Source organism: Dyadobacter sp. CY347 (assembly GCF_021502655.1).
Taxonomy (GTDB): domain Bacteria; phylum Bacteroidota; class Bacteroidia; order Cytophagales; family Spirosomataceae; genus Dyadobacter.
On record NZ_JAKFFT010000008.1, the window covers coordinates 315,232 to 338,150 of the forward strand.

Sequence of the window (22,919 nt, forward strand, 5' to 3'; positions counted from 1 at the left end):
GTTTGTCCTGCAAATCTATTTGGATTTCCAGTATTTACGTAAATCCAGCGTATTTGGATACTCCGGATTGATTAATTCTATCGGCGTATCGCTTTTCATTTCTTTTTTGGTCTCCGCAATAAACCGCGAAACGCTGCCCGTTGATTTTTCCAGAATAGGCACTTCCTGCTTGGCCGATGGCGTATGTCCAAAACCCTGGAAAAGGCTTATTTTCCGCGATTCTGCCTCAAAACTGTTGACCGGATATGTATCAAAACTCCGGCCGCCGGGATGTGAAACGAAATAAGTACAACCACCCAAGATACGGTTATTCCATGTATCCACAATATCAAAAACCAGCGGCGCATCGGCTCCGATCGTGGGGTGCAATGCGGATGGCGGGTTCCAGGCTTTGTAGCGAATTCCGGACACAAACTCACCTTTAATCCCCGAACTGCGCAAGGGAACACGGCAACCATTACAAACCAGAATGTGCCTTCCCTCCACAAATCCGCTTACTTTCACTTGTAAGCGTTCCAGTGACGAATCCACAAAACGCGCCGTGCCGCTATTGGATAATTCCTCTCCCAAAACATGCCACGGCTCAATGCCCAGGCGCAGATCGAGCTGAATGTTATCAACCGTAATGCCGCCATAATGTGGAAAACGGAACTCGAAGAATGGGTCAAACCAGGAAATATCAAAGTTGTAACCCGCCTCTTTCAAATCCCTAACCACGTCTACCATATCCAGATAGGCAAAATGCGGCAGCAGGAAACGGTCGTGCAATTCTGTGCCCCAGCGAATGAGCTTATGCTTATAAGGTTCTTTCCAGAATTTGGCGATCAATGCGCGTACAAGCAATGTCTGCACCAAATTCATATGCTTATGCGGCGGCATGTCAAATGCGCGGAATTCCAGGATCCCCAGCTGTCCCGTTGCAGAATCAGGCGAATAAAGTTTATCCATGCAAAACTCCGAACGGTGCGTATTTCCGGTAATGTCCACCAGCAAGTTTCTGAAAATGCGGTCCACCATCCAGAAAGGCACTTCCTCACCTTCGGGAATTTGTTCAAATGCGATTTCAACCTCGTAAAGCTTTTCGTCCCGGCCCTCATCAATCCGCGGAGCCTGACTTGTAGGACCAATGAACGGCCCCGCAAATAGATAACTCAATGCCGGATGATGCTGCCAATAGGTGATCAAGCTTCTTAAAAGGTCGGGACGCCTTAAAATAGGGCTGTCCGCAGGTGTCGCGCCCCCAATGGTGACGTGGTTACCTCCGCCGGTTCCGGTATGGCGGCCGTCAACCATGAATTTATCCGTGCCCAGTCTTGAAAAGAACGCCTCTTCATAAAGTGCGCTGATATTATCAACCAGTTCCTGCCAGTTTTTCGCAGGATGAATGTTCACTTCAATAACCCCCGGATCGGGCGTAACGATCAGTTTCTGAACCCGGGCATCGGTTGGTGCCGCATACCCTTCGATCCGGACGGGCATTGTTAACTTTTCAGCTGTGGCTTCAATGGAGGCCATCAGGTCCAGATAATGTTCCAGATAATCCGTGGGCGGCAAATACACATAAATAATGCCGTCCCGCTCCTCCACGCAAAGCGCAGTTTTAATGATGGGGAGCTCAAAAAGCAGTTTATCCTCCGCCTCTTTGTCTGTTAGTTCTTTTTCATCTTCATCTTCCTCATCTTCAAAAATCGCATTCACCGGAAGCTCATAAGGCGGCGCAACCGATCCATAACGTGATTCTACAACCGGTTTAAAATCAATTAGCGGCGGCAGATCTTCGAATGGACTCCGCTCCACCGGCTGCTCGCGATGCGCCTTGGCAACTTCCGGCAAAGATTTCAGGGGTAACCGGAAACCGATTGCCGAATTTCCCGGAACCAGGAAACAATGATTGCGCTTAAACTGCCACGCAGAGCTCGACCAATGCTGTCCTTTTTCATTCCATTTAATAGGTAAAACAAAGCCGGCAGGATTATTAAGGCCTTTTTCAAGCAACTTCGCTAATGTTCTCCTTTCAATGGAATCTTTGAGGTTGACTTTCAAGGGATCAACATTAACCGGCAATTTGCCCTCTTCCATCGCCCAATAAATCGGGTCTTCGTAAGCTGGCGTAATGTTGTTTGTATCTAAGCCGAGATATTTTGTTAGTTCTGTTGTAAATATTTCAGCCTCGCGGAATGTGTATTTCGTTTGGCCTTCCTTTGTAACCAGATCATCGTTGCGCCACATCGGAACACCGTCATTTCGCCAGTAAAGGGCATATTGCCATCTCGGGAAGGGCTCGCCGGGATACCACTTTCCTTGACCGAAATGCAAAAGTCCACCATGCGCAAACCGATTTTTGAGCCTTAATGACAAGTCGTAAGCCAACTGCCTTTTCAACGGCCCATCAGCCGCCGTGTTCCATTCCGCCGATTCGAAGTCATCAATAGAAATGAATGTCGGCTCGCCGCCCATAGTCAGGCGCACATCACCTTCCTGCAAATCTTTTTCCACATCATGGCCAACCTGCATGACAGCCGCCCATTGTTCCTCAGTGTAGGGCTTGGTAACCCGCGGATCTTCGTGGATGCGGAAAACTTTGTTATCAAATTCAAATGTAACCTCGCAAATATCCGTCGCACCGGAAACGGGCGCCGCGCTGGCGTAATCGGGTGTGCAGCAAAGTGGAATGTGCCCTTCGCTAGCGAAAAGTCCCGAAGTTGGGTCCAGACCAATCCAGCCTGCGCCGGGAACATAAGCCTCTGTCCAGGCATGCAGATCTGTAAAATCTTCCTCCGGACCGGAAGGGCCGTCCAGCGACTTAATGTCGGAAGTTAGCTGCACCAGATAGCCCGAAACAAAGCGTGAAGCGATGCCCAAATGCCTTAATATCTGCACGAACAGCCAGGCAGAATCCCGGCATGACCCGCTTTTGATATTCAACGTTTCTTCGCAGGTCTGGACGCCCACTTCCATGCGAATGTTATAATGTATTGCGTTGTAAATCTGCTGGTTAAGGTGAACCAGGAAATCAACGATCTTAATATCCCTGTTAACCTTTGCATTTTCAACCCACTCCATCAGCGCCGGACTGGCTTCTCGGGGTTCGAGATACGGGCCGAGTTCTTTCTTCAAAGTCTGCTCGTACGAAAACGGATACATTTCCGCATACTCTTCCACAAAAAAGTCGAAAGGGTTAATGACCTGCATTTTGGCAATAACCTCAATCTCAACGCTCAGTTCCGTAGTTTTTTCCGGAAACACGACTCTTGCCTGATAGTTGCCGAAAGGATCTTGCTGCCAGTTGATAAAATGGTTATCAGGCTTAATTTTTAACGAGTAACCTTCGATGGCCGTCCTGGAATGCGGGGCAGGACGAAGCCGGAAAATATGCGGTGAGAGTGAAACGCTTCGGTCAAACTGGTATTTTGTTTTATGGGAAATAGCAACTTTTATAGCCATAGTTGAAGTATTACAATAGTCTTTGGTTAATTCGGCGCCAAGCAATTCATGCGCCTTTAAAAAAATGTATTATACCAATTTTTCAAAACATTTATTCTGATAAAATCATTTACACAAAATATAATTTCTCATTAAAACACACATTCGAAGTTGCTATTTTGAACATTGCAATAACGGCATATGTTTTCTAACATGCCTCACATCTGCGCTATTCCTTCCAAATTTTCCGCTAAATGGCTCTTCAAAAGCCGATAATTGTTTAAAAGTTACGTAATTCGCTCAAAACCTTTACAATTACATTATCCTCAAAATGAAAATTGCAATAATCGGCTGCGGCAATATGGGAATGGCCTTTGCGCGCGCTTTTTTGAAATTTGACCTGGTAAAAAAAGAAGACTTTTTATTGGTTGAAAAGAGCGAAGACCGGATGGAAAGCCTGAACGCATTCCAGCCGGGCGTCATTACGGGCATTATCGGGCCGCAGATTGGTGAATATGACCTGATCATTTTGTCAGTTAAGCCACAGGATTTCACTTCTGTTTCATTGGCTTTGCGGGAAGTTGTAAAGCCAAACCAGGTTGTGCTTTCCATTATGGCGGGTGTAACAATTGAAATTATACAAAATGCACTGGACCATAAAGCGGTGATCCGCGCTATGCCAAACACGCCGGCAATGCTCGGGATGGGCATTACGGCTTATTCCGCCTCGCCGGAAGTGGACATTAACCAGCTGAGAAAAGTCGAAAACCTGATCAATGCAACAGGCCGCTCGGTATTTTTAGAAGATGAAGATCAATTGAATGCAGTGACGGCGTTGAGCGGCAGCGGGCCAGCATATTTTTTCTATGTGGTCAAAGCGATGATCGAGGCCGGCAAGCAAATGGGCTTTGAAGAGTCGGTGGCTGCGCTATTAGTAAAACAGACCATGCTTGGATCTTTTCATTTGATCAATACGGCTGATAAATCTTTGGATGAACTGATTAAGGCAGTGGCTTCCAAAGGTGGAACGACCGAAGCTGCATTAAAGCAATTTGAAGCCGGGGGGCTCGATGAGACATTAAAGACTGGCATCATCGCCGCTCAGAAGCGCTCCGCAGAACTATCGAAAGGCTAGCATCACCCAAAAAACACTTTTTACACAACCACTATGAACAAATTAGATACGCTTGTTATTGTATTAAACGGACTGATGCGCCGGTATAAAGAGCGCGTCCCGGATGTAAGCATCATTTTGAATGCAATGGTGAACGACGGCATTGTAAGCAGCGCGGACAACATTGAAAATGACCACATTGCATTCCGGACAATGGGAGTTCCGCACCTGGGAGTGCAGTCATTTGAGAAGATATTCCTGCATTATGGTTACAAAAAGCGGGATCATTATTTTTTCGAAGGCAAAAAGCTCGATGCCTGGTGGTATAGCCCGCCCAGGGAATCCGACCCGCGCATTTTCGTGAGTGAACTGCGGGTTGGTGACCTCTCCGGAGAAAGCCAGCGCATCATTAAAAGTTACACCGACGAAGTAACCAGTGATCCCGTAGACGCATTAAATCTTGACAATGGCGAGGAAGTTGACGCCTTCCTCCACCAACCATTATGGCGCACGCCGACGGTGGCGGACTACAAGACACTTTTGCAGGAAAGCGAATATGCGGCCTGGGTGATTTACAACAGATATTATCTCAACCACTTCACAATCAGCGTGCATAACTTGCCCGATGGCTATAACACAGTTGCCGCATTCAATGAATTTCTGGAAAAGAATGGCATTCGCTTAAATACATCGGGAGGAAAAATAAAAATCAGCCCGGACGGCGGCCTGCTCCAAAGCGCCACCGTTGCCAAAATGATCGACGCAGAATTCGCAAACAACGAGCATCTGGAAATTGCCGGTTCCTATGTAGAATTCGCAGAACGAAAAGTCCTACCCCACTTCCAAAACATCCCCCCAGCCGAAATCACCAGGAAACACCGCCGGGACGGATTCGAAGCCGCAAATGCAGATAAGATTTTCGAGAGCACTTACACCACTCAGACTGGGAAGTGAGTTAAGCATTGTCTCTTTTTGTATTTCGGATGGTAAGCACTTGTATAAGCTGATCGGTTACCGGATAGTATATGATCGTATGCTTATTCAAAACACATTCCCTCACGCCAGCTTTTGTGGCAGAGGCTCTGAAAATAAAAGGCATTTCACTGATCAGTTTTAGTTGGTCAGTCAGCCTGATTAAGAAATCGATTTTGGATTTTTCTGAAAAATTCTCAGCCAGATAGGTCGAAATCTCTTCGATATCGCCTCTTGCCCTATCAGACAACCTAACGTTCAATGCCATGCGAAGACTTCATGTAGCCAAAGAAATCGGAATCACGGCCAGCAGCAAAGTCAGCTAGTCCTTCATTGATAGCGGTTTTTGTTTCGTCATCGACATTATGCCAAAAGTCTTCCTGAGATTTGGCCTCCCTGGAAAGCAAAATCAAATATGCCTGCAAAACTGTAGAATCCTCAATGCTATCAATAAGCGCATGAAGGCTAGTTTTAAGATCATTCTTGCTCATACCACTTTCAATTTGTCCATTCCAAGTTACGCTTAAATTTATCGATTCAAAACCAACTATGTTCTCTAAGCAATTTAAGATTAAGTCAGGAGATCAGCTCCGATTGTGCGAATAACACATCCGGGCAAAAATCGAGCGGTGCTGGGACTAACTTACCATCATAATCAACCATTTCAGCTACATTTTCCCAATAAATAGTCTTTCCGTCAGTTTTTGCTTTGCGGAATTGTTCTTCATTGAGAATTTTAAAATAAATGCTTTGCTCCTTTTGAAAATAGTCTGAAAGAAAAGAGCCAAAATCAATGGTCCGTACCTTATCATCGCTCCATAAAGCTTTGATAGTGAACGGCTCAATTGATAATATTTCATTCACCCTGGGATTCATTACTGCAAAGGTTTTATTTTCCTAAACTGCCCGTTGTCCTTTTGAGACTCGTGGTAATTAATCGTCAGCTCATCTCTATATAGCTCGACCCAGGCTTGTATAAGGCGGATTTGCTTTCGTGGCAAATCACCAACGATGATGTTTCCCGTTTCAATAGAAAATTGTGCTTCCTGGTCGCCATACTCCGCATGAAAATGTGGTGGCAAATGATCTTTGAAATACATGTAAATCACTATTCCAAAAAAACGAGAAATCTCAGGCATCGGTTCGCATTTAAGTGTGTGAAATTGATTAAACAAGCGGCTTATCGCTTAGTCAAATTTATGGAATCATTCATTCACTAAAAAATAAACAATCCGGCAAGCGTTGCCGGCGCTCTTTTCATTCTTTTCTCCTGAAATGGTTAGTTGTAATTTGTGCTTGCCTGAGGAGAGTTCGTCGCCCAGCATGAGATACCAGGGTAAATGGAGCTGGTTGCTCCATGGAGTGAAGAGGTCCAGGGTTTTGGGCTTTTTGCCGTCGATGGTGTATGTGATTTTTCCTGCGTCGGGGCCGGAAATGATGGCTATGCCTACTCCGCGGCCTTTGAATTCGAAGTCCAGAGAGGCGTTTTGGACTTCGCCGACCAGCATTGGGACATTGACGAAGCCCGGGCGGGTAGGTGTTTTGTCACCGGGTTTCCAGTCAGGGTTTAGTGCGAATCCTTTTAGGTTTTTAGCTTCGGCAACTTCGTGATAGCTTCCTTTTTCGTAGGAAAATTTGTCCAGCGGTGCCGGCAGTTTGATCGCATTTGTAGCCGCGCTGCTATCCGTTCTGATCAGTTCTTTAATGGTTTGAAAATACACTTCCTGACCATAAGGAGATGGATGCAGGTCTTTGAAGTCATATTTCCACGAAAATTCCCTGGCTGTAATGCGGTCGTAGACTTCTTTTGCAAGGTTAATGTATGCCGTTCCGTAATGTTTTGCCACACGTTCATGGACAGCCACTTCCAGCGGTTCCTTACCTTTTTCATAATCTGTATTTTTCAATGGCTCGGCGAAGGCCATTAAAACCACATTCGCTTTGGGGTTTACTGCATATAAATGCCGTAAAATCCCTTCCAGGCCGCGAACCTGCGCTTTTTCGCTGAAACCATTTCCCCTGTCATTCACCGCGGCTTCGAGAAAAAGCAGATCCGGCGTGCCTTTTGCCAGCACATCGCGCTCAAACCGAAAGGCATGCGGCGTGCTCCCCAGCGACGGAATGCCTGCTGCAATGAAGGTAAAGTCGGTTTCAGGGAAATGTTCTTTCAGATATTGTGCCGTTTTGTCCCGCCAGCCTGGATTATGCGTGATCGACCCACCCAGGAATGCAACAGTGCCTTTTTTCTCTTTTTTGAATTTTTCAAAAGCATTACCCAATCCCTTATTAACCTGAATATAAGGTTTGTGCGACAGGATTTTCTGCACAGGGACACTATGCTGTTCAATGAAATTTGCAAAATATTCGGGATGCTCGATCGGGAAATGATGTCCATCCATTTCCTGATCGCCGCGCGTCATGGGATAAACACTGACGGGCCCGCCGTGCTGCATGTAGTTTTTTACCAACAAATCACTGTTCTCCTCGGCCGGAACGTGCTTGTCGTTGAGACTGATAAGATGAACAATGGGCACTTTAAATGATGCGAGCCCGGCCAGATCATTCAACGGAATGTCCGTAAACTTCGCAGCTTCTTCCTCCGAAAGGTTGAAAAGTTTCAGCCATGCTGCCCAGTCTTTTTCAGACCCTAACCCTTTTCCCTTTCCCCCCGGCCAGCTTTTGGGATCGCAAACGGGTGCTTCGGCGTAAATGCAGCTCACTTTATGCGGATTGCGCTTTGCCCAGCCATACACATATAATCCGCCACGACTTACACCTTCAAGCGCCACTTTGGGTGCAAACTGCTTTTGATTTACCAGATAATCATAAAAAGCATCCCAAGCCTGCATGGCTTCGGGATGGGCAAACAGGTCGTTGGTGTTGATATAGGCAATGTGGAACCCGCGTGAAAGCAAGATACTGTCCATTTCTGTGTGCCAGGTTGGGAAATGTGCGCGCCACACCCAGGGGTTGCCGGCAATGGCCTTCTGCGGTTTTACATACCATGCACTCCGGTTTTCAAAAGTGAATTCCACCTTTTCAAATCCCTTCCAAACTGATGTTTGCTCAGCAGGCTGAGCGGCAATAAATTGCCCTGAGATCAACAGAACCGCAAACCATATCCCAATTAAATTTCGCTTCGTCATGCCGGATAAAGAAAAATCTTAGCCGGATTTACCGGTGAACTTTCACACTTGGTATGATATTTGAGGTGTTAGCTTCAAACTATATTAAAGAAGACTTATGGATAAGATCGAAAAATTTAAGACCATGGAGAAGGTTCTTCGTGAAATAGAGGACTTGAAAAACAGTGAGACCGCAGTTATTAAAAAAATAGGTCAGATCGAAACGGAGAACATGAATTTGAATGTTGAAGGTTTGGATAAAACACTAAATGAAATCTACGACGGCATTTACAAAAACCTGGAACTCGTAGAAGGTCTCCATACCTCTTTCACAGAAACAGTCACTGACTTTAAAGAGAAGAATAATATAACTGATGAGATGTTACTTGAATTTAGTGAGAACAATTAATTGCCTCATTAAATAGTAAAAAAGGCTGCTTAGGCAGCCTTTTTTTATGCCCCGGCGTCATCGGAAGCGCCTTGCGCCAGCGCACTCCAATCCAGATTACCCCGCTTTTTGGCAAGTGCGGAAATAAACCGGTTCCGGATCAGGTCTGCCATAGGCATGGGGACATGCACGTCCGAAGCCGCTTGTAACGTCAGGTTAATGTCTTTCAGACCTAACGCAAGCTTAAATGCGACTGGCTCGTACACATTATTAGCAACAAATTTTCCATAATTCTGGAAGATAGGCGCTGCAAATAATGTCTGGGTGAGCATTTCGTAAATGCTTTGCCGGGAAATGCCGTTTTTCTCAGCCATGGTGAATGCCTCTCCCATCATTTCCAAACTCGCCGCGATCATGAAGTTTCCGGCTAGTTTCACCACATTAGCGGCTCCCGGATCTTCCCCAAAATCATAAATCCCTTTGACAAAACCCTGCAAGATTGGTTTTGCAATTTCCTTTGCTGCCGCTTTACCCGAAATCGCAATGTTGCCAACTCCCGCAACCACTGCTTCCGGCCTTGCAAAAATGGGTGCGGCAATGTAGGTGGCTTCATACCAATCGTGTATCTGGCTCAGCTGACGTGAAGTTTCTGGTGAAATGGTGCTCATGGAAATGTGAATACCGCCTTTGCCAAGTTTTTCTACCAGTTCCATATTGCAAACTTCTTCAACGACCGAATCATCCGCCAGCACGGAAATGACGATTCCGCCAGTCTCAATCGCGTCAATGGCATTATCAACGACTTTTGCGCCTAATTTTACCAAAGGCTCTGCTTTGGAAGCTGTTCTGTTCCAAACGGTTAGCTCGTAACCTGCTTTAATCAAACTTTCTGCAATGGGTGTTCCGAGATTTCCTAAACCAAGGAATGCTATTTTTTCAGACATAATATTTAACATTTAAGTAAAATCAAACCTGCATAACCCCAACATTGAAAGGCTTCTCGATCGGAGCCTGATCTGCTGCTGCAATGCCTATGGAGATAATTTTCCGGGTTTCCACCGGATCAATGATACCGTCGACCCATAACCGTGCCGCGGCGTAGTAAGGAGATAATTCCTGGTTATAACGATCTGTGATTTCGTCGAGCAATGCTTTTTCAGCTTCCGGCGTAATAGTCTCGCCCTTTGCTTTTAATGTGGCTGTCTGCACTTGTAACAACGTTTTTGCTGCGGTTGCGCCGCTCATTACAGCCATTTGGGCTGTGGGCCAGGCGAAGATCAGCCGTGGATCATAAGCTTTTCCACACATGGCGTAATTGCCTGCTCCATAAGAGTTTCCGACGATAAATGTGAATTTCGGGACAACAGAATTGGCAACAGCATTCACCATTTTGGCGCCGTCCTTAATGATGCCGCCCTGCTCGGCGCGGCTTCCTACCATAAAGCCAGTCACATCGTGGAAGAAAACCAGCGGAATTTTTTTCTGGTTACAATTCATAATAAACCGCGCAGCCTTATCCGCCGATTCACCGTAAATCACCCCGCCCATCTGCATCTCGCCTTTGCCCGATTTGACCATTTTGCGCTGATTGGCCACAATGCCGACAGCCCATCCATCCACACGCGCATAGGCGCAAATCAATGTCTTGCCGTAGTCAGGTTTGTATTCATCCAGCTCCGAATCGTCCACAATGCATTCCAGAATGTGGCGCATATCGTAGGGTTTGAGCCGGTCGGTGGGTAAAAGGGTGTAAATTTCTTCGGGAATACGCTTGGGTTGAATGGGTGTTTTTTTGTCAAAACCTGCGGAAGCGGGCCGTCCTATTTTATCAATGTGCCGCTTAATGGCATCCAAACAGGATTTATCATCAGGAAATTTGTTGTCGGTCACGCCTGAGATCTCGCAATGCATGGAAGCGCCACCTAATGATTCGGAATCCACATCTTCGCCAATGGATGATTTAACCAGAAAAGGTCCGGCAAGATAAACGGAGCCCGTCCCTTCTACTATAAATGCTTCGTCCGACATTATAGGCAGATAGGCACCTCCCGCCACACAGCTGCCCATAATGGCGGAAATCTGCACAATGCCCATTGCAGACATTTGCGCATTGTTCCTGAAAATCCTGCCAAAATGCTCCTTATCCGCAAAGACCTCCGCTTGCATGGGCAGATAAACGCCTGCACTATCCACCAGATAAATCACCGGCAAGCGGTTTTCCATCGCAATTTCCTGTGCACGCAAATTTTTCTTGGCAGCAATCGGAAACCAGGCTCCTGCTTTCACCGTGGCATCATTGGCTACGATCATACATTGTTTTCCGGACACATAGCCAATTCCCGCAACCACGCCGCCAGAAGGACAGCCGCCTTCCGCTGCGTACATGCCATCCGCCGTAAAAGCACCGATTTCCAGGAAATAAGAATCCGTATCAATCAGATAATCAATTCTTTCCCGGGCGGTAAGCTTGCCTTTTTTATGTTGCGCTTCGATTTTCTTCTGACCGCCGCCGAGTTTTACCTGCTCGTATTTTTCTTGAAGAACCTGGATCAATTGGGGAAGACTTTCTTGACTGGTCATATTGATGAAGTAATGTAATTCGCCACTGGCCGGAAGGTCAGGTTTATTTCCAAAAATAAAAAGTCGTTTACCCGTAAGCAAACGACTTCAATTTTATTTACTAATGCTGAAAAACAGAATTCCTACTTGATGACCGTGGTGGTATCAAGCGGCGATTCGGATGGCCCTTTGTCTTTTTTACCAAAAACAGAAATGTTTATGTAACGTTTCGGATGCTCGCGCAGGTTTGTCAGAAGCTTGTTAAGGCTTACCATGGTGCGGTCAATGTTGTTATAGAGCGTCTCGTCCTTAATGAGCTTTCCGGCGGTTCCCTTGCCGGATTCAACGCTTGCCAGCAATGTATGCAGTTCGCTAATGGTCCTGTTTGCATTCTGGACTGTTTCTCCCAGCCGCAATGCATTCAGCGAGTCTGCTAATGTGCCTGTTTTAGCCAGAAGCGGTTTCAGCTCCTTTTCCGTTTCGACCAGTGATGTGGAAAGTTTATTCAGATTCGACGTTAAGGCGACCAGGTTAGCGCGATTTTCATCCAGTAACCCCTGCAAATTCGTTCCGGTCTGGTTATAGTTTTTAAGCACCTGGTTCAATATCAAACCGGTTTCTTTAAAACCCATCACCACTACATCCAGGTTTTTAATGAGCGAATCGGCGTGATTGACCAATGGTAATGCCTGCTGCTGTAATACCGCTGAAATTCCTGCTTCTTTGCGCGAAACCAATGTATCGCCTTCTTGCAATGCCGGGCCGGTTCCTATTGCGAGATTAATTACTTTCCCACCCAGCAAGCCGCCATCGGCAAGGATTGCAGCCGTTCCGCCTGGGATAATAACGCCTTTTTGCACATCAATGCTTACCAATAACTGGTTTTTGCGATTCTGCAATAATCTGATCTCCTGCACGCGTCCTACATTTAATCCATTCAGCAACACCGGGTTAGATGCGGTAAGGCCGTCAATGTTGTCGTAAAGCACGTAGTATTTATGGGTTCTGGAAAAAACGTCGGAGCCTTTTAGGATGTGAAAGCCGAAATATAACATGACAATGGCAAATACGGCCATTATCCCAACTTTTGCTTCTCTTGATATTTTCATGGGCTAATGTATTGAAACCGAAATATAAGATATTACCGTATTTTATCGGTCCATATCTTTCTTGTATGCCATAAACGCCTGATGAATGGATTCCGCAACTTCTCTCTGGCCTTCGTCGGAACCCAGATATTCCTCTTCATCCGGCGTGGATAAAAAGCCTGTTTCGATCAAAACACTTGGCATAGCACATCTCCATAACACCAAAAATCCGGCTTGTTTCACCCCACGGCTGTCGCGATCCGACACAGATTGAAATTTCTTTTCGATCAGATCAGCAAAGCGAAGGCTGCTGGAAATAAATGCGCTCTGGTAATTGGCAAGCATAATATGCGCCAGCGGAGAATTGGGATCAAAGCCTTTATATTTTTGCTTATAGTTCGTTTCCTGCAAAATAACCGAGTTTTCCCGCTTCGCAACGTCCAGGTTTCCTTGCGTTTTGTGCAAACCCATCACGAATGTTTCGGTTCCTCTTACCGACCGGGAGCTGGGTGTAGCGTTGCAGTGAACCGAGATAAAGAGGTCTGCATTGTTGCGGTTTGCAAAAGCTGAGCGCTCTCCTAACTCAATAAAAACGTCAGTTGATCTGGTATATAGTACTTTTACTTCCGGAGTTTCTTCTTTGATCCTTCGCCCAAGTTCAAGAGCAACTGCTAGCGCCACGTCTTTCTCCTTAGTAACACGTCCGCGGGTCCCGGGATCTTTACCTCCATGGCCGGCGTCAATAACGACTGTTTTTACTCTGCTGGATTTTGCCGGAGCGGGATCATCTTGGAAAACAAAAGCGAGACTTGTAAAAAGGGTGCTTGCGGCAATTACTAATTTAAGAACTTTTAACATTATTTTTTAATTAGGGCGTTACTCGTTAGAGGTTTCTCTGCTAATTTTGAAATTCGTTATGCAAAAATACGCTATTTGTTAGAACTGAAAAGAAAGGCGATTATTATATCGTCAGTAGTTGCGGCGTTTCTTATATTCAGCACAGTAGCCTGTGTACAGCAACGCACTAAGAGGACCGGGAAAAATCAGGGTAAGCCGAACGTTACAACTTCTGCCAAACAGACAGCGGATTCTCTCCTTGCTGTAAAAAAACAAGCTGGCATCGACACAACCGGTGCCGGGAAGAATGCTACGTCCATCAATGGTGCAGCCACACCAGGAGATACTTCCCTCACGAACAAAGGATTAACGGATTCGACGGCAGTTGACTCTTTATCCAATCCGGATGACCTTCAAAACACTGTGAAATATACGTCAGAAGATTCCACGATCACGGATGCTGTTTTGAAGCAGGTGCATTTATACGGAAATGCGGAGGTTACTTACGGGACCATTAACCTGAAAGCCAATTATATACGGCTTAACTGGATCACCAATGAGGTTTACGCCGTCGGGACCACGGATCCTGCCGATTCTACTTCCAAAAAAACGATCGGCGATCCGGTATTTCAGGATGGGCCGGAGACTTACAACACGAAGGAGATCCGATACAATTTCAAGACAAAAAAGGCCCTGATTCAAGGCATTGTCACCCAGGAAGGCGATGGGAACATTCGGGGGGAAAAGGTAAAAAAAGATGCGGAAGGCAATTTCTACATCCGCCACTCCATGTATACGACCTGTAATCTGACGCATCCGCATTATTATATCAATGCGCCGAAGATTAAGATGGTGAATAAAAAGCAGGTTATTTCCGGGCCTTTCAACCTGGTGATCAGCGACGTCCCGCTGCCGATTGCGCTTCCTTTCGGATTTTTTCCTTTTCCAAAAAAGAAAGAGAACGGCACTTCCGGGATCCTTTTCCCTACTTATGGTGAAGAACCCAATGGACGTGGGTTTTACCTCAGAGAAGGTGGTTATTACTTTGCGATCAGTGAGTACATCAATGCATCGGTTACAGGACAGATCTATTCAACGGGCAGCTGGGGATTGGGCGTTGCGTCAACATATTCGAGACGTTATCAGTACAATGGTAATTTCGCATTGCGCTTCAACAAAAATAAGTCAAGCGATGAGGTCGACAGGGACCTGGGCCGTGGGCAAACCAATGATTTCAGCATTATCTGGTCGCATGCGCCGAGGCCGCGTGGCAATTCGCAATTTTCGGCCAATGTGAATGTGAGTAGTAACAGCTACAACCAGTTACAGGAATTTGAAACCAACAAATATATTTCGAATGTGGCCAGTTCGTCCGTGCAGTACAACCGCACTTTCGGGCAGTTTATGCGGGCTGCGGGGAGTTTGCGGGTGAATCAGAACTTCGGCCAAGTTGACCCTGATCCTGCTGCTAACGGAAGAAAAAAGGACGGAAAAACGAACATATCAACGGATTTCAGCTTTGGTGTAAACCAGATTGCTCCCTTTGCGTTGAAAGGCGGGCGCGGCCGGTGGTATGAAAGCTTCCGTTTGGGACTTGATTTCAGTGGGAATTATGAATTGACCAACTCGCTGACACCAATAGATACAAACTCTGCAAGTCTGGGTTTCTCAATCATCAACGATATCGATCCTACCCGCCGGACCACAAAAATTGTCGCATTTAACCTTAACAACCTTCCGGAAATGTTGAAGGATGCGCAGTTTACCGGTCGTTACAGCCTTCCTATTTCACTTCCTAACTTCAAGGTTTTACGATTTGTCAATGTTACGCCGAGCCTTTCATTACAGGGTGAAGTTTTTACCAAACAATACGCTTATTCGGTTGAGAGAAACCTGGTGCGCATTGATACATTAAAGCAGGCCGGAACGGAATATTCCTACAATTTCGGAGCAGGGGTTAACACCCGTTTTTACGGAACATTCTTCGTCAAGGGGAAGCGACTGGAAGCGATCCGCCATACTGTTATTCCTTCGTTATCATTTACTTATACGCCGGATTTTACAGGTGACGCTTTTGGTTTTTATCAAAAAGTAAACATTAAAACGCGCGGGATAGACCGTGAATATTCATTGTCAAGGTTCAGAGGTGTAGGGACGGGCGTAAGCAACGGGCGCGCTTCGAGCGTCGTTTCTTTCAGTTTGAACAACTCATTTGAAATGAAACTGAAAACCAAAAGCGACACGGCTGCCCAACAATTTGAGAAAGTGTCACTGCTGGATAACCTGAGTTTGGGAGGAAATTATAACCTGCTGGCCGATTCGCTGAACCTGTCCAACATTACGGTTAATGCGAACGCGCGAATTGGTAAAAACCTGAACCTGAACTTCAATATGAACCTGGATCCTTACGCATATGAAGCGAATCCGAGGGTTTTGAGCAATCAGGTTGGAACGAAGGTGAATAAATATGCGATCACGCAAGGACAAGGGTTGGCAAATTTGCAAAACCTGGGCTTCACATTAGGAACCAGCTTTGCGCCGAAAAGCTCAGATAAAACCAAACCTGTGGTGCCGCCAGCGAATGGAAACCCAACCGTCACGGAGGAGCAGCGCGAATTTATCGCGCAAAATCCGGAACTCTATGTTGATTTCAATATTCCCTGGAATGTGTCCCTGAACTATAACTTCGGCTTAACCAAGCCCGGGCTTTCCAAAGCGCAACTCATTCAGGCCGTTCAGGTTACAGGCGATCTTAGTTTGTCCAAAAACTTCAAAGTGAGTGTTAACACCGGTTTTGACTTTACTGCATTTGAGCCTACCATTACATCATTAACCCTTTACCGTGACCTGCATTGCTGGGATATGAGTTTCAGCTGGACACCATTTGCTGGAAGTGCTTCACGCGTAAGCAACTACAACTTCACTTTAAAAGTAAAATCCAGCATCCTGCAAGATTTGAAAGTGACACGCCGCCGCTCGTTCTACGACAGGTCTGCTTATTAACATTGAGCTGAAATCAACATTCAGTCTAAACGCATTCGTGCATAACGTTTTAGTTTAACGCAAAAAAAATGGCAGCCCGTTTTCCGGACTGCCATTTTAATCAAATAACCTTTTGGGATTATTTGGAAGATTTTGCTGCTGCTTTCGGAACAACTTCACCATTCAGGTACAAAGTGATTGAACCTCCCTCCGTGTTGCTGAAAACAGTTACAGGCTTGTTGAAAGGACCTGCTGCTGCTGCATTAAATGTCGCTTTTACAGAACCCGTTTTACCTGGAAGTACCGGCTCTTTTGACCAAACTGGCGTTGTACATCCGCAAGATACAGTTACGTTAGAGAGCACAACAGGATCAGAACCCGTGTTTGTGAAAACGAATTCATGCGTTACCGGCGTTCCTTGTGGTACTTTACCGAATTTGTGTGTTTCTTCTTTGAATTTCAACACACCTTTTTGCGCAAAACTAACGGTGGACAAGCCTACCAATAAAACCAGCGCGGAAAAAAATACTTTCATGATACTAACTATACATTTAGTGGTGAAAAAAGTAACTAGCAAACAAGATTAAGTTATAAAATTTAAATTTAATAATCATTAACCAATATTAACAATGCTGCCGAAAGTTATACGTGTCGCTGCGGTGTTTATTATTTTCCTGCATAATTTTGGCTTGCATTCAAAAAAACGTAATTTAACTACGGATTCATTCCAAGTAAATTTTGCTTATGCTTCAAAATGATAGTTTGACCGGTTCCAGTGTATTGAGTAAGGAGAGTATCACCAAAGACTATCGCCTCGCTTGCGAAAGTCGTCAGGTGAGTTTGCTGGGAAGGAAGGATACCATGGGTGGCCGTTCTAAATTTGGTATTTTTGGAGATGGTAAGGAAGTAGCCCAGATCGCTTTGTCGAGAGCATTTCAACTGGGTGATTTTCGCTCAGGATATTACCGCGACCAGACCATTGAAGCGGCGCTGGGAAATGTCAGCTGGCAGCAATTTTTTGCACAAATGTACGCCCACGCAGATCTCGAACATGAGCCTAGTACGGGCGGGAGATCCATGAACGGCCATTTTTCTACCCGGTGGCTGGATGAGAACGGCCAGTGGCTGGACCAGACAAAACTCTATAATTCCGTTTGTGATATTTCTTCAACAGCAGGCCAGATTCCACGTGCTGTGGGGCTTGCATATGCTTCAAAATTATTCAGGAACAATAAAGATCTGCATGATCTGACCAACTTTACGCGTCAGGGAAATGAGATTGTATTCGCAACGATCGGCGATGCTTCCACTTCCCAGGGCATGTTCCTGGAAGCGATGAATGCGGCCGGCGTTTTGCAAATTCCACTGCTGACTTCGGTTTGGGACGACGGGTATGGCATCTCGGTTCCTGTTGAATATCAGACTACAAAATCAAGTATTTCCAAGGCGCTGGCCGGTTTACAACGCAATGAGGAAGAGCTCGGACTCGAAATATTTACTGTAAAAGGCTGGGATTATCCGGCCATAATTGAGACCTACCAACGGGCTGCTGCGCTTTGTCGGGAAGAGCGGATCCCTGTTTTAGTCCATGTTACCGAGCTTACGCAGCCGCAGGGACATTCCACTTCCGGCTCGCATGAAAGATACAAATCCAAGCAGCGGCTGAAATGGGAAAATGAGCGGGATTGTAATGTGATATTTCGAAACTGGATCCTGCAAAACGGCTATGCAACGGACGAGGAACTGGAACAAATAGAAGTTGAAGCCAAAGAAACTGCCCATAATGCGCGCAACCAGGCCTGGCAGGCTTACCGCAAGGAACTGGATAAAGAATATCTCGAAACGATCCAGCTCCTACAAGATGCCATGCGTTCGAGCGCGCATTCCAACGAACTGAGCAACATTGTCCTGGAACTCTCCAAAACGTATTTACCGGTAAGACGGGATATGGTTTCCAGCATTCGAAAAGCACTTCGGCTGCTTGGAAGAGAAGAAAATCCAGCAAAAGATGCGCTCAAAGCATGCCTTCAAAATAGCCTGAAAGACAACGCACAGCGTTTCAGCACCCATCTTTACAGCGATTCTGCCGATTCCCCGCTAAATGTCGCCGCAGTAAAACCCGAATTTTCAGAAGATAGTCCTACGGTTGACGGCAGGGAGATCATTCGTTCCTATTTTAATGCACTTTTTGAAAGAGACCCACGCGTGGTGACTCTGGGCGAGGATGTGGGCTTCATAGGCGATGTAAATCAGGGATTGGCGGGCTTGCAGGAAAAGTTTGGTGAATTAAGGATTACAGACACGGGGATCCGGGAAACAACCATTGTAGGACAGGGAATTGGAATGGCAATGCGCGGGTTAAGGCCAATCGTCGAGATCCAATATTTTGACTACATCTATTACGCATTGGCAACGCTTACCGACGACCTGGCAACATTACGTTACCGAACAGCTGGCGGCCAAAAAGCACCATTGATCATTCGTACGCGCGGGCACAGGCTCGAAGGTATCTGGCACTCGGGTTCTCCAATGGGGACGATGCTGAGCAGCCTTCGTGGCATTCATGTGATTGTGCCGAGGAATTTTGTGCAGGCCGCAGGATTTTATAATACATTAATCAAAGGTGATGACCCGGCTTTAATCGTTGAGCCGCTTAATTCTTACCGCCAAAAAGAAATTTTACCTGATAATATCGGCGAAATCTGCGTCCCATTGGGCGAACCGGAAATAATTCGTGAAGGAAATGACATTACCATTGTGACCTACGGCTCAATGTGCCGTATAGTAATGGAAGCCGCTGCTCAGTTGCAAAAATCAGGCATTGAAGCAGAGGTTATTGATGTGCAGACTTTGTTGCCGTTTGACATTCACAGCCGCATTGCGGAATCGGTCAAAAAAACCAACAGGGTTATTTTCGCTGACGAAGATTTGCCGGGAAGCGCTTCTGCTTATATGATGCAGCAAGTTGTGGAGAAGCAAAATGTTTATCGCTGGCTGGATTCTGCGCCCATAACCGTTTCGGCGAAAGATCACCGTCCTCCGTACGGATCGGATGGAGATTATTTCTCTAAACCAAACGCAGATGACATTTTCGAAGCAGCCTACCGAACCATGCGAGAAGCAAACCCGGAACATTACCCGGAGCTTTTCTGACGTTGTTTATTTCAAAATAGGCAAAAGAGTTTTAGATATATTTTTAGCGGCGACCGGACTCATCATCCTGTCGCCGCTTTTTTTTATAATATCCTCTGTCCTTTGGTTTGAAACCAAAGGCAATGTGTTCTTTTTTCAAAGGCGGCCCGGGCTTGGAGAGGCGATTTTTGTTTTGATTAAATTCCGGACATTAACCGATGCTCAGAGGACATCCTGCGAACCTGATGCGCCGCCATCTATCTTGCCATTCGGCGAATTTCTCCGGAGATCGTCATTAGACGAAATCCCACAACTATGGAATGTGCTGAAAGGTGATATGAGCCTGGTAGGACCAAGACCATTACTTCCGGAATATCTTGACTTGTATAATGCTGAACAGCGCAAACGTCACAAAGTCCTGCCCGGCTTAACAGGCTGGGCGCAGGTTAACGGACGCACGCAAATCACCTGGGACAAGAAATTTGAGTTCGACATCTGGTATGTAGAAAACCGTTCTTTCAAGCTGGATATAAAGATCTTGTATTTGACCTTCTTATTGATTTTCGAAAAAACAAGCGAGCCGCAAGAGTCGTCATTTGAAAGATTTGAAGGTTGATATTGACTCATTTAACACACTTTATCTTAAACATTATGCTCCTATACGGCGCTGGCGGTCACGCCAAAGTAATGGTTAGTTTGCTTCTCGATCTCAGAATCGAAGTTCATGCGATTTTTGATGATAATCCTGCCCGAAAAACTTTTGCGGGCAGTTCTGTCATAAACATTTACAATCCGGATTTGTTTGTTCACGAGCCTTTGATCCTTGCGATTGGAAACAATTTTATTCGTAAAGAATTGGCTTTAAAAGTTGATCATAGCTTCGTAAATGTATTCCATTCTTCTTGCCTCATCGAGTCTAATGTTCAATTCGGCGTGGGTAATGTTGTTCTGCATTGGGCTGTTATTCAAACAGAAACGGTTATTGGAAACCATTGCATTATTAACACAGGCTCGATAGTCGAACATGAATGCAGGATTTCGGATTTCGTCCACATTGGGCCCGGTTCCGTGCTTTGCGGCAATGTTAGCATCGGGGAATGCACATTGATTGGCGCCGGAAGTGTGGTCGTTCCCAATGTTATTATTGGTAAAAATTGCGTCATCGGTGCTGGAAGCGTTGTGACGAAGCACATTCCGGACGGAGCCATCGTCCGTGGAAATCCTGCCCGGATCATTAAACAAACACACTATGGAAAAGAGAATCTGGCTTTCGCCCCCACATATGGGCGGGACGGAAATGACTTACATTCAACAGGCATTTGATGCAAACTGGATCGCACCGGTGGGAACAAATGTGAATGCTTTTGAGAAACAGATCGAAGAGTTCATCGGCTGCGGACGTGTGGCAGCATTGTCATCGGGGACCGCGGCGTTGCATCTTGCATTGGTTTTACTAGGAATTGAAAAAGGCGATATTGTCATTTGTCAGTCTTTAACATTTGCAGCCAGTGCTAATCCGATTGTTTATCAAGGTGGCACACCGGTGTTTGTTGATAGTGAACCGGTTACCTGGAATGTGTGTCCGGATGCATTGGAAAGTGCAATTAAGCATTATATCGATAAAGGCAAAAAGCCAAAAGCGATCATTATTGTGCATTTATACGGAATGCCTGCACGTATGGCTGAAATTTCAACATTATGCGTTCATTATGACATTCCGATGGTTGAAGATGCTGCCGAAGCGCTTGGTTCCGAGTATAATGGCAGGAAAGTGGGTTCGTTTGGCTTAATGAGCATTTTCTCCTTTAATGGTAACAAGATCATTACAACATCAGGAGGCGGAGCGCTCTGGTCAGCAGATTCGAAACTTATTGAAAAAGCGAGGTTCTTGGCTAGTCAGGCAAGAGATCCGAAACCGCATTATGAGCATTTAGTAACCGGTTACAATTACAGTCTAAGTAATGTTTGCGCGGGAATTGGAAGAGGGCAAATGGAGATTTTGAAACACCGAATAAATCAAAGAAGGGCGAATAATGCGTTTTATCAAAAAGCCCTGAAAAGATTACCCGGAATCAATTTCCAGGACGAACTTGCTGAATGCTTTTCCAATCGCTGGTTGACTGCACTGACATTGGATTTCCAACAATCCGGAATCGCCCCAAGAACACTTATCACAGAATTGGAAAGAAACAACATTGAATCCCGGCATTTGTGGAAACCCATGCATTTACAACCAGTGTTCAAAGACGCGCCCTATTTTGGTGGTAACATTGCCGCTGAATTATTTCTATCAGGCATTTGCCTGCCATCCGGTTCAAGCCTCACAGCGGAAGATTTGCTGCGCGTTGCTAATATCATTACGAAGGTTTTTACATAAAAAATGTCCGCGAAGCGATTTCGCGGACATTTATTTACTGATATGCTAATGTTAATTATTCAGAACCTCAACTTCGAATTGAAGTGGTGCATAAGGCAGAATTGCGTTGTTTCCATTCTTTCCGTAACCAAGCGCAGAAGGGAAAATGATGATCGCCTTTTCTGTTCTGCGTAGCTTACGAAGTGCACGGTCAAATCCGGGGATCGTCCCGGCAGTTCCGGTTGTAAATGAACTTGTCCTTTCATCAAACTTCGTATCATCCAATGTCCTTCCGACATATTTCACGCTCACACTTTTACCAGATCCCAAAGTGTCACCGGTTACAGTGTTAGTCCGGATTACAACCAGATTATCACTAGTTCTTTCCACATTTTTGTAACCTTTTGCAGCGATGAAATCATCAATTTGCTGTGGTTCTGTGCGGGTCTTGATAAATTCAACTTCGAGACGGATCGGTGAATATGCGGGGATGTTCACTTTGTCTACATTTCCTGATGCCAGATAGAATGGCAAAAAGAATGTTGTTTTCTCGCCTGTTTTCATCAAAAATATGCCGCGCTCAATGCCACCCCAGAATAGGTAACCTTCCACTGGGAAAGTGAATGTTGTTTTGCTATCCACAGTTGAAGAAATCACTTTGGTTCCGTCAAGCAGATAACCTGTGTACTTAATGGTTGCAGCATCGCCTCTTTTCGCGAGCTGACCGTTCGGATTGGCAACGCGGGTAATGTAATATAGCCCCGAGCTGTCTCTGATGGCTTTTGACCCAAGACTGTCTGTTTTCAGATAATTCTCGATCGCAACCTCGTTTTCTTTCACTTTCGCAGTGTCATCCGTATTGTCCTTATCCATACAACCCGACAAACCGATAAGCAGGGCAAATACGATGACCAATGATAAATTAATTCGCTTCATTTCTTTT

At 45.7% G+C, this 22,919-nt stretch carries 20 protein-coding genes; 8 read left to right on the top strand and 12 right to left on the bottom strand.

Annotation, left to right across the window (positions count from 1 at the left end):
• Positions 1-15 precede the first annotated feature (15 nt).
• A complete protein-coding gene (locus tag L0659_RS19720; protein WP_235128306.1) occupies positions 16-3,444 on the bottom strand; it encodes a DUF2126 domain-containing protein in 3,429 nt (1,142 codons plus the stop codon).
• Between the two features lie 310 nt (positions 3,445-3,754).
• On the opposite strand from L0659_RS19720, the gene proC reads away from it, so the two are divergent.
• Positions 3,755-4,558: a pyrroline-5-carboxylate reductase gene (proC, locus tag L0659_RS19725; protein WP_235128307.1), complete on the top strand. Its 804-nt coding sequence runs from the start codon at positions 3,755-3,757 to the stop codon at positions 4,556-4,558.
• A 33-nt stretch (positions 4,559-4,591) separates the two neighbouring features.
• Positions 4,592-5,491, top strand: a complete 900-nt coding sequence (locus tag L0659_RS19730; protein ID WP_235128308.1) for a DUF1338 domain-containing protein — start codon at positions 4,592-4,594, stop codon at positions 5,489-5,491.
• Position 5,492: 1 nt separating this feature from the next.
• On the opposite strand, the gene L0659_RS19735 is transcribed toward L0659_RS19730, so the two are convergent.
• From L0659_RS19735 to L0659_RS19755, 5 genes are all read right to left on the bottom strand, one after another.
• Positions 5,493-5,777 carry a type II toxin-antitoxin system RelE/ParE family toxin gene (locus L0659_RS19735; RefSeq protein ID WP_235128309.1) on the bottom strand — a complete coding sequence of 95 codons (285 nt, stop codon included), beginning with the start codon at positions 5,775-5,777 and terminating at the stop codon, positions 5,493-5,495.
• Positions 5,761-6,000, bottom strand: a complete 240-nt coding sequence (locus tag L0659_RS19740; protein ID WP_235128310.1) for a hypothetical protein — start codon at positions 5,998-6,000, stop codon at positions 5,761-5,763. Before L0659_RS19740 ends, L0659_RS19735 begins: the two co-directional genes overlap by 17 nt.
• 85 nt (positions 6,001-6,085) lie before the next feature.
• Entirely contained in the window at positions 6,086-6,385 is a 300-nt protein-coding gene (locus tag L0659_RS19745; RefSeq protein ID WP_235128311.1) for a hypothetical protein, read from the bottom strand.
• Positions 6,385-6,648: a DUF4160 domain-containing protein gene (locus L0659_RS19750; protein WP_235128312.1), complete on the bottom strand. Its 264-nt coding sequence runs from the start codon at positions 6,646-6,648 to the stop codon at positions 6,385-6,387. The genes L0659_RS19745 and L0659_RS19750 overlap by 1 nt, the downstream gene beginning before the upstream one ends.
• Before the next feature lie 66 nt (positions 6,649-6,714).
• Positions 6,715-8,655 carry an SGNH/GDSL hydrolase family protein gene (locus tag L0659_RS19755; RefSeq protein ID WP_235128313.1) on the bottom strand — a complete coding sequence of 647 codons (1,941 nt, stop codon included), beginning with the start codon at positions 8,653-8,655 and terminating at the stop codon, positions 6,715-6,717.
• 97 nt (positions 8,656-8,752) lie between these two features.
• Here L0659_RS19755 and L0659_RS19760 point away from each other — a divergent pair, with 97 nt between their 5' ends.
• Positions 8,753-9,043 (top strand): hypothetical protein, encoded by a 291-nt coding sequence (locus L0659_RS19760; protein WP_235128314.1) that lies wholly within the window; start codon positions 8,753-8,755, stop codon positions 9,041-9,043.
• A 44-nt stretch (positions 9,044-9,087) separates the two neighbouring features.
• On the opposite strand, the gene L0659_RS19765 is transcribed toward L0659_RS19760, so the two are convergent.
• The 4 genes from L0659_RS19765 to L0659_RS19780 all read right to left on the bottom strand — a co-directional run bounded on the left by L0659_RS19765 (position 9,088) and on the right by L0659_RS19780 (position 13,527).
• Positions 9,088-9,966, bottom strand: a complete 879-nt coding sequence (locus L0659_RS19765; RefSeq protein ID WP_235128315.1) for an NAD(P)-dependent oxidoreductase — start codon at positions 9,964-9,966, stop codon at positions 9,088-9,090.
• Between the two features lie 22 nt (positions 9,967-9,988).
• A complete protein-coding gene (locus L0659_RS19770; RefSeq protein ID WP_235128316.1) occupies positions 9,989-11,602 on the bottom strand; it encodes an acyl-CoA carboxylase subunit beta in 1,614 nt (537 codons plus the stop codon).
• 122 nt (positions 11,603-11,724) lie between these two features.
• Positions 11,725-12,690 carry an MlaD family protein gene (locus L0659_RS19775; protein ID WP_235128317.1) on the bottom strand — a complete coding sequence of 322 codons (966 nt, stop codon included), beginning with the start codon at positions 12,688-12,690 and terminating at the stop codon, positions 11,725-11,727.
• Between the two features lie 42 nt (positions 12,691-12,732).
• Positions 12,733-13,527 (bottom strand): N-acetylmuramoyl-L-alanine amidase, encoded by a 795-nt coding sequence (locus L0659_RS19780; RefSeq protein ID WP_235128318.1) that lies wholly within the window; start codon positions 13,525-13,527, stop codon positions 12,733-12,735.
• Between the two features lie 75 nt (positions 13,528-13,602).
• Here L0659_RS19780 and L0659_RS19785 point away from each other — a divergent pair, with 75 nt between their 5' ends.
• The gene (locus L0659_RS19785) at positions 13,603-16,509 is read left to right on the top strand and encodes a putative LPS assembly protein LptD (RefSeq protein ID WP_235128319.1); all 2,907 of its coding nucleotides are present in this window, start codon (positions 13,603-13,605) and stop codon (positions 16,507-16,509) included.
• 118 nt (positions 16,510-16,627) lie between these two features.
• Here the strand turns inward: L0659_RS19785 and L0659_RS19790 are convergent, their stop codons facing one another.
• The gene (locus tag L0659_RS19790; RefSeq protein WP_082216708.1) at positions 16,628-17,023 is read right to left on the bottom strand and encodes a DUF1573 domain-containing protein; all 396 of its coding nucleotides are present in this window, start codon (positions 17,021-17,023) and stop codon (positions 16,628-16,630) included.
• Positions 17,024-17,232: 209 nt separating this feature from the next.
• On the opposite strand from L0659_RS19790, the gene L0659_RS19795 reads away from it, so the two are divergent.
• From L0659_RS19795 to L0659_RS19810, 4 genes are read left to right on the top strand one after another with little or no spacing between them, the layout of a single operon-like run.
• Entirely contained in the window at positions 17,233-19,641 is a 2,409-nt protein-coding gene (locus L0659_RS19795) for a thiamine pyrophosphate-dependent enzyme (RefSeq protein ID WP_235128320.1), read from the top strand.
• On the top strand, positions 19,571-20,236 hold the full coding sequence (locus L0659_RS19800) for a sugar transferase (RefSeq protein WP_235128321.1): 666 nt from the start codon (positions 19,571-19,573) through the stop codon (positions 20,234-20,236). The genes L0659_RS19795 and L0659_RS19800 overlap by 71 nt, the downstream gene beginning before the upstream one ends.
• Before the next feature lie 35 nt (positions 20,237-20,271).
• Positions 20,272-20,943: an acetyltransferase gene (locus L0659_RS19805; RefSeq protein WP_235128322.1), complete on the top strand. Its 672-nt coding sequence runs from the start codon at positions 20,272-20,274 to the stop codon at positions 20,941-20,943.
• Positions 20,870-21,997: a DegT/DnrJ/EryC1/StrS aminotransferase family protein gene (locus L0659_RS19810; RefSeq protein ID WP_235128323.1), complete on the top strand. Its 1,128-nt coding sequence runs from the start codon at positions 20,870-20,872 to the stop codon at positions 21,995-21,997. Before L0659_RS19805 ends, L0659_RS19810 begins: the two co-directional genes overlap by 74 nt.
• Before the next feature lie 51 nt (positions 21,998-22,048).
• Here the strand turns inward: L0659_RS19810 and L0659_RS19815 are convergent, their stop codons facing one another.
• Complete coding sequence (locus tag L0659_RS19815) at positions 22,049-22,912, bottom strand: FKBP-type peptidyl-prolyl cis-trans isomerase (RefSeq protein WP_235128324.1); 864 nt, start codon at positions 22,910-22,912, stop codon at positions 22,049-22,051.
• Between the last annotated feature and the right edge of the window lie 7 nt (positions 22,913-22,919).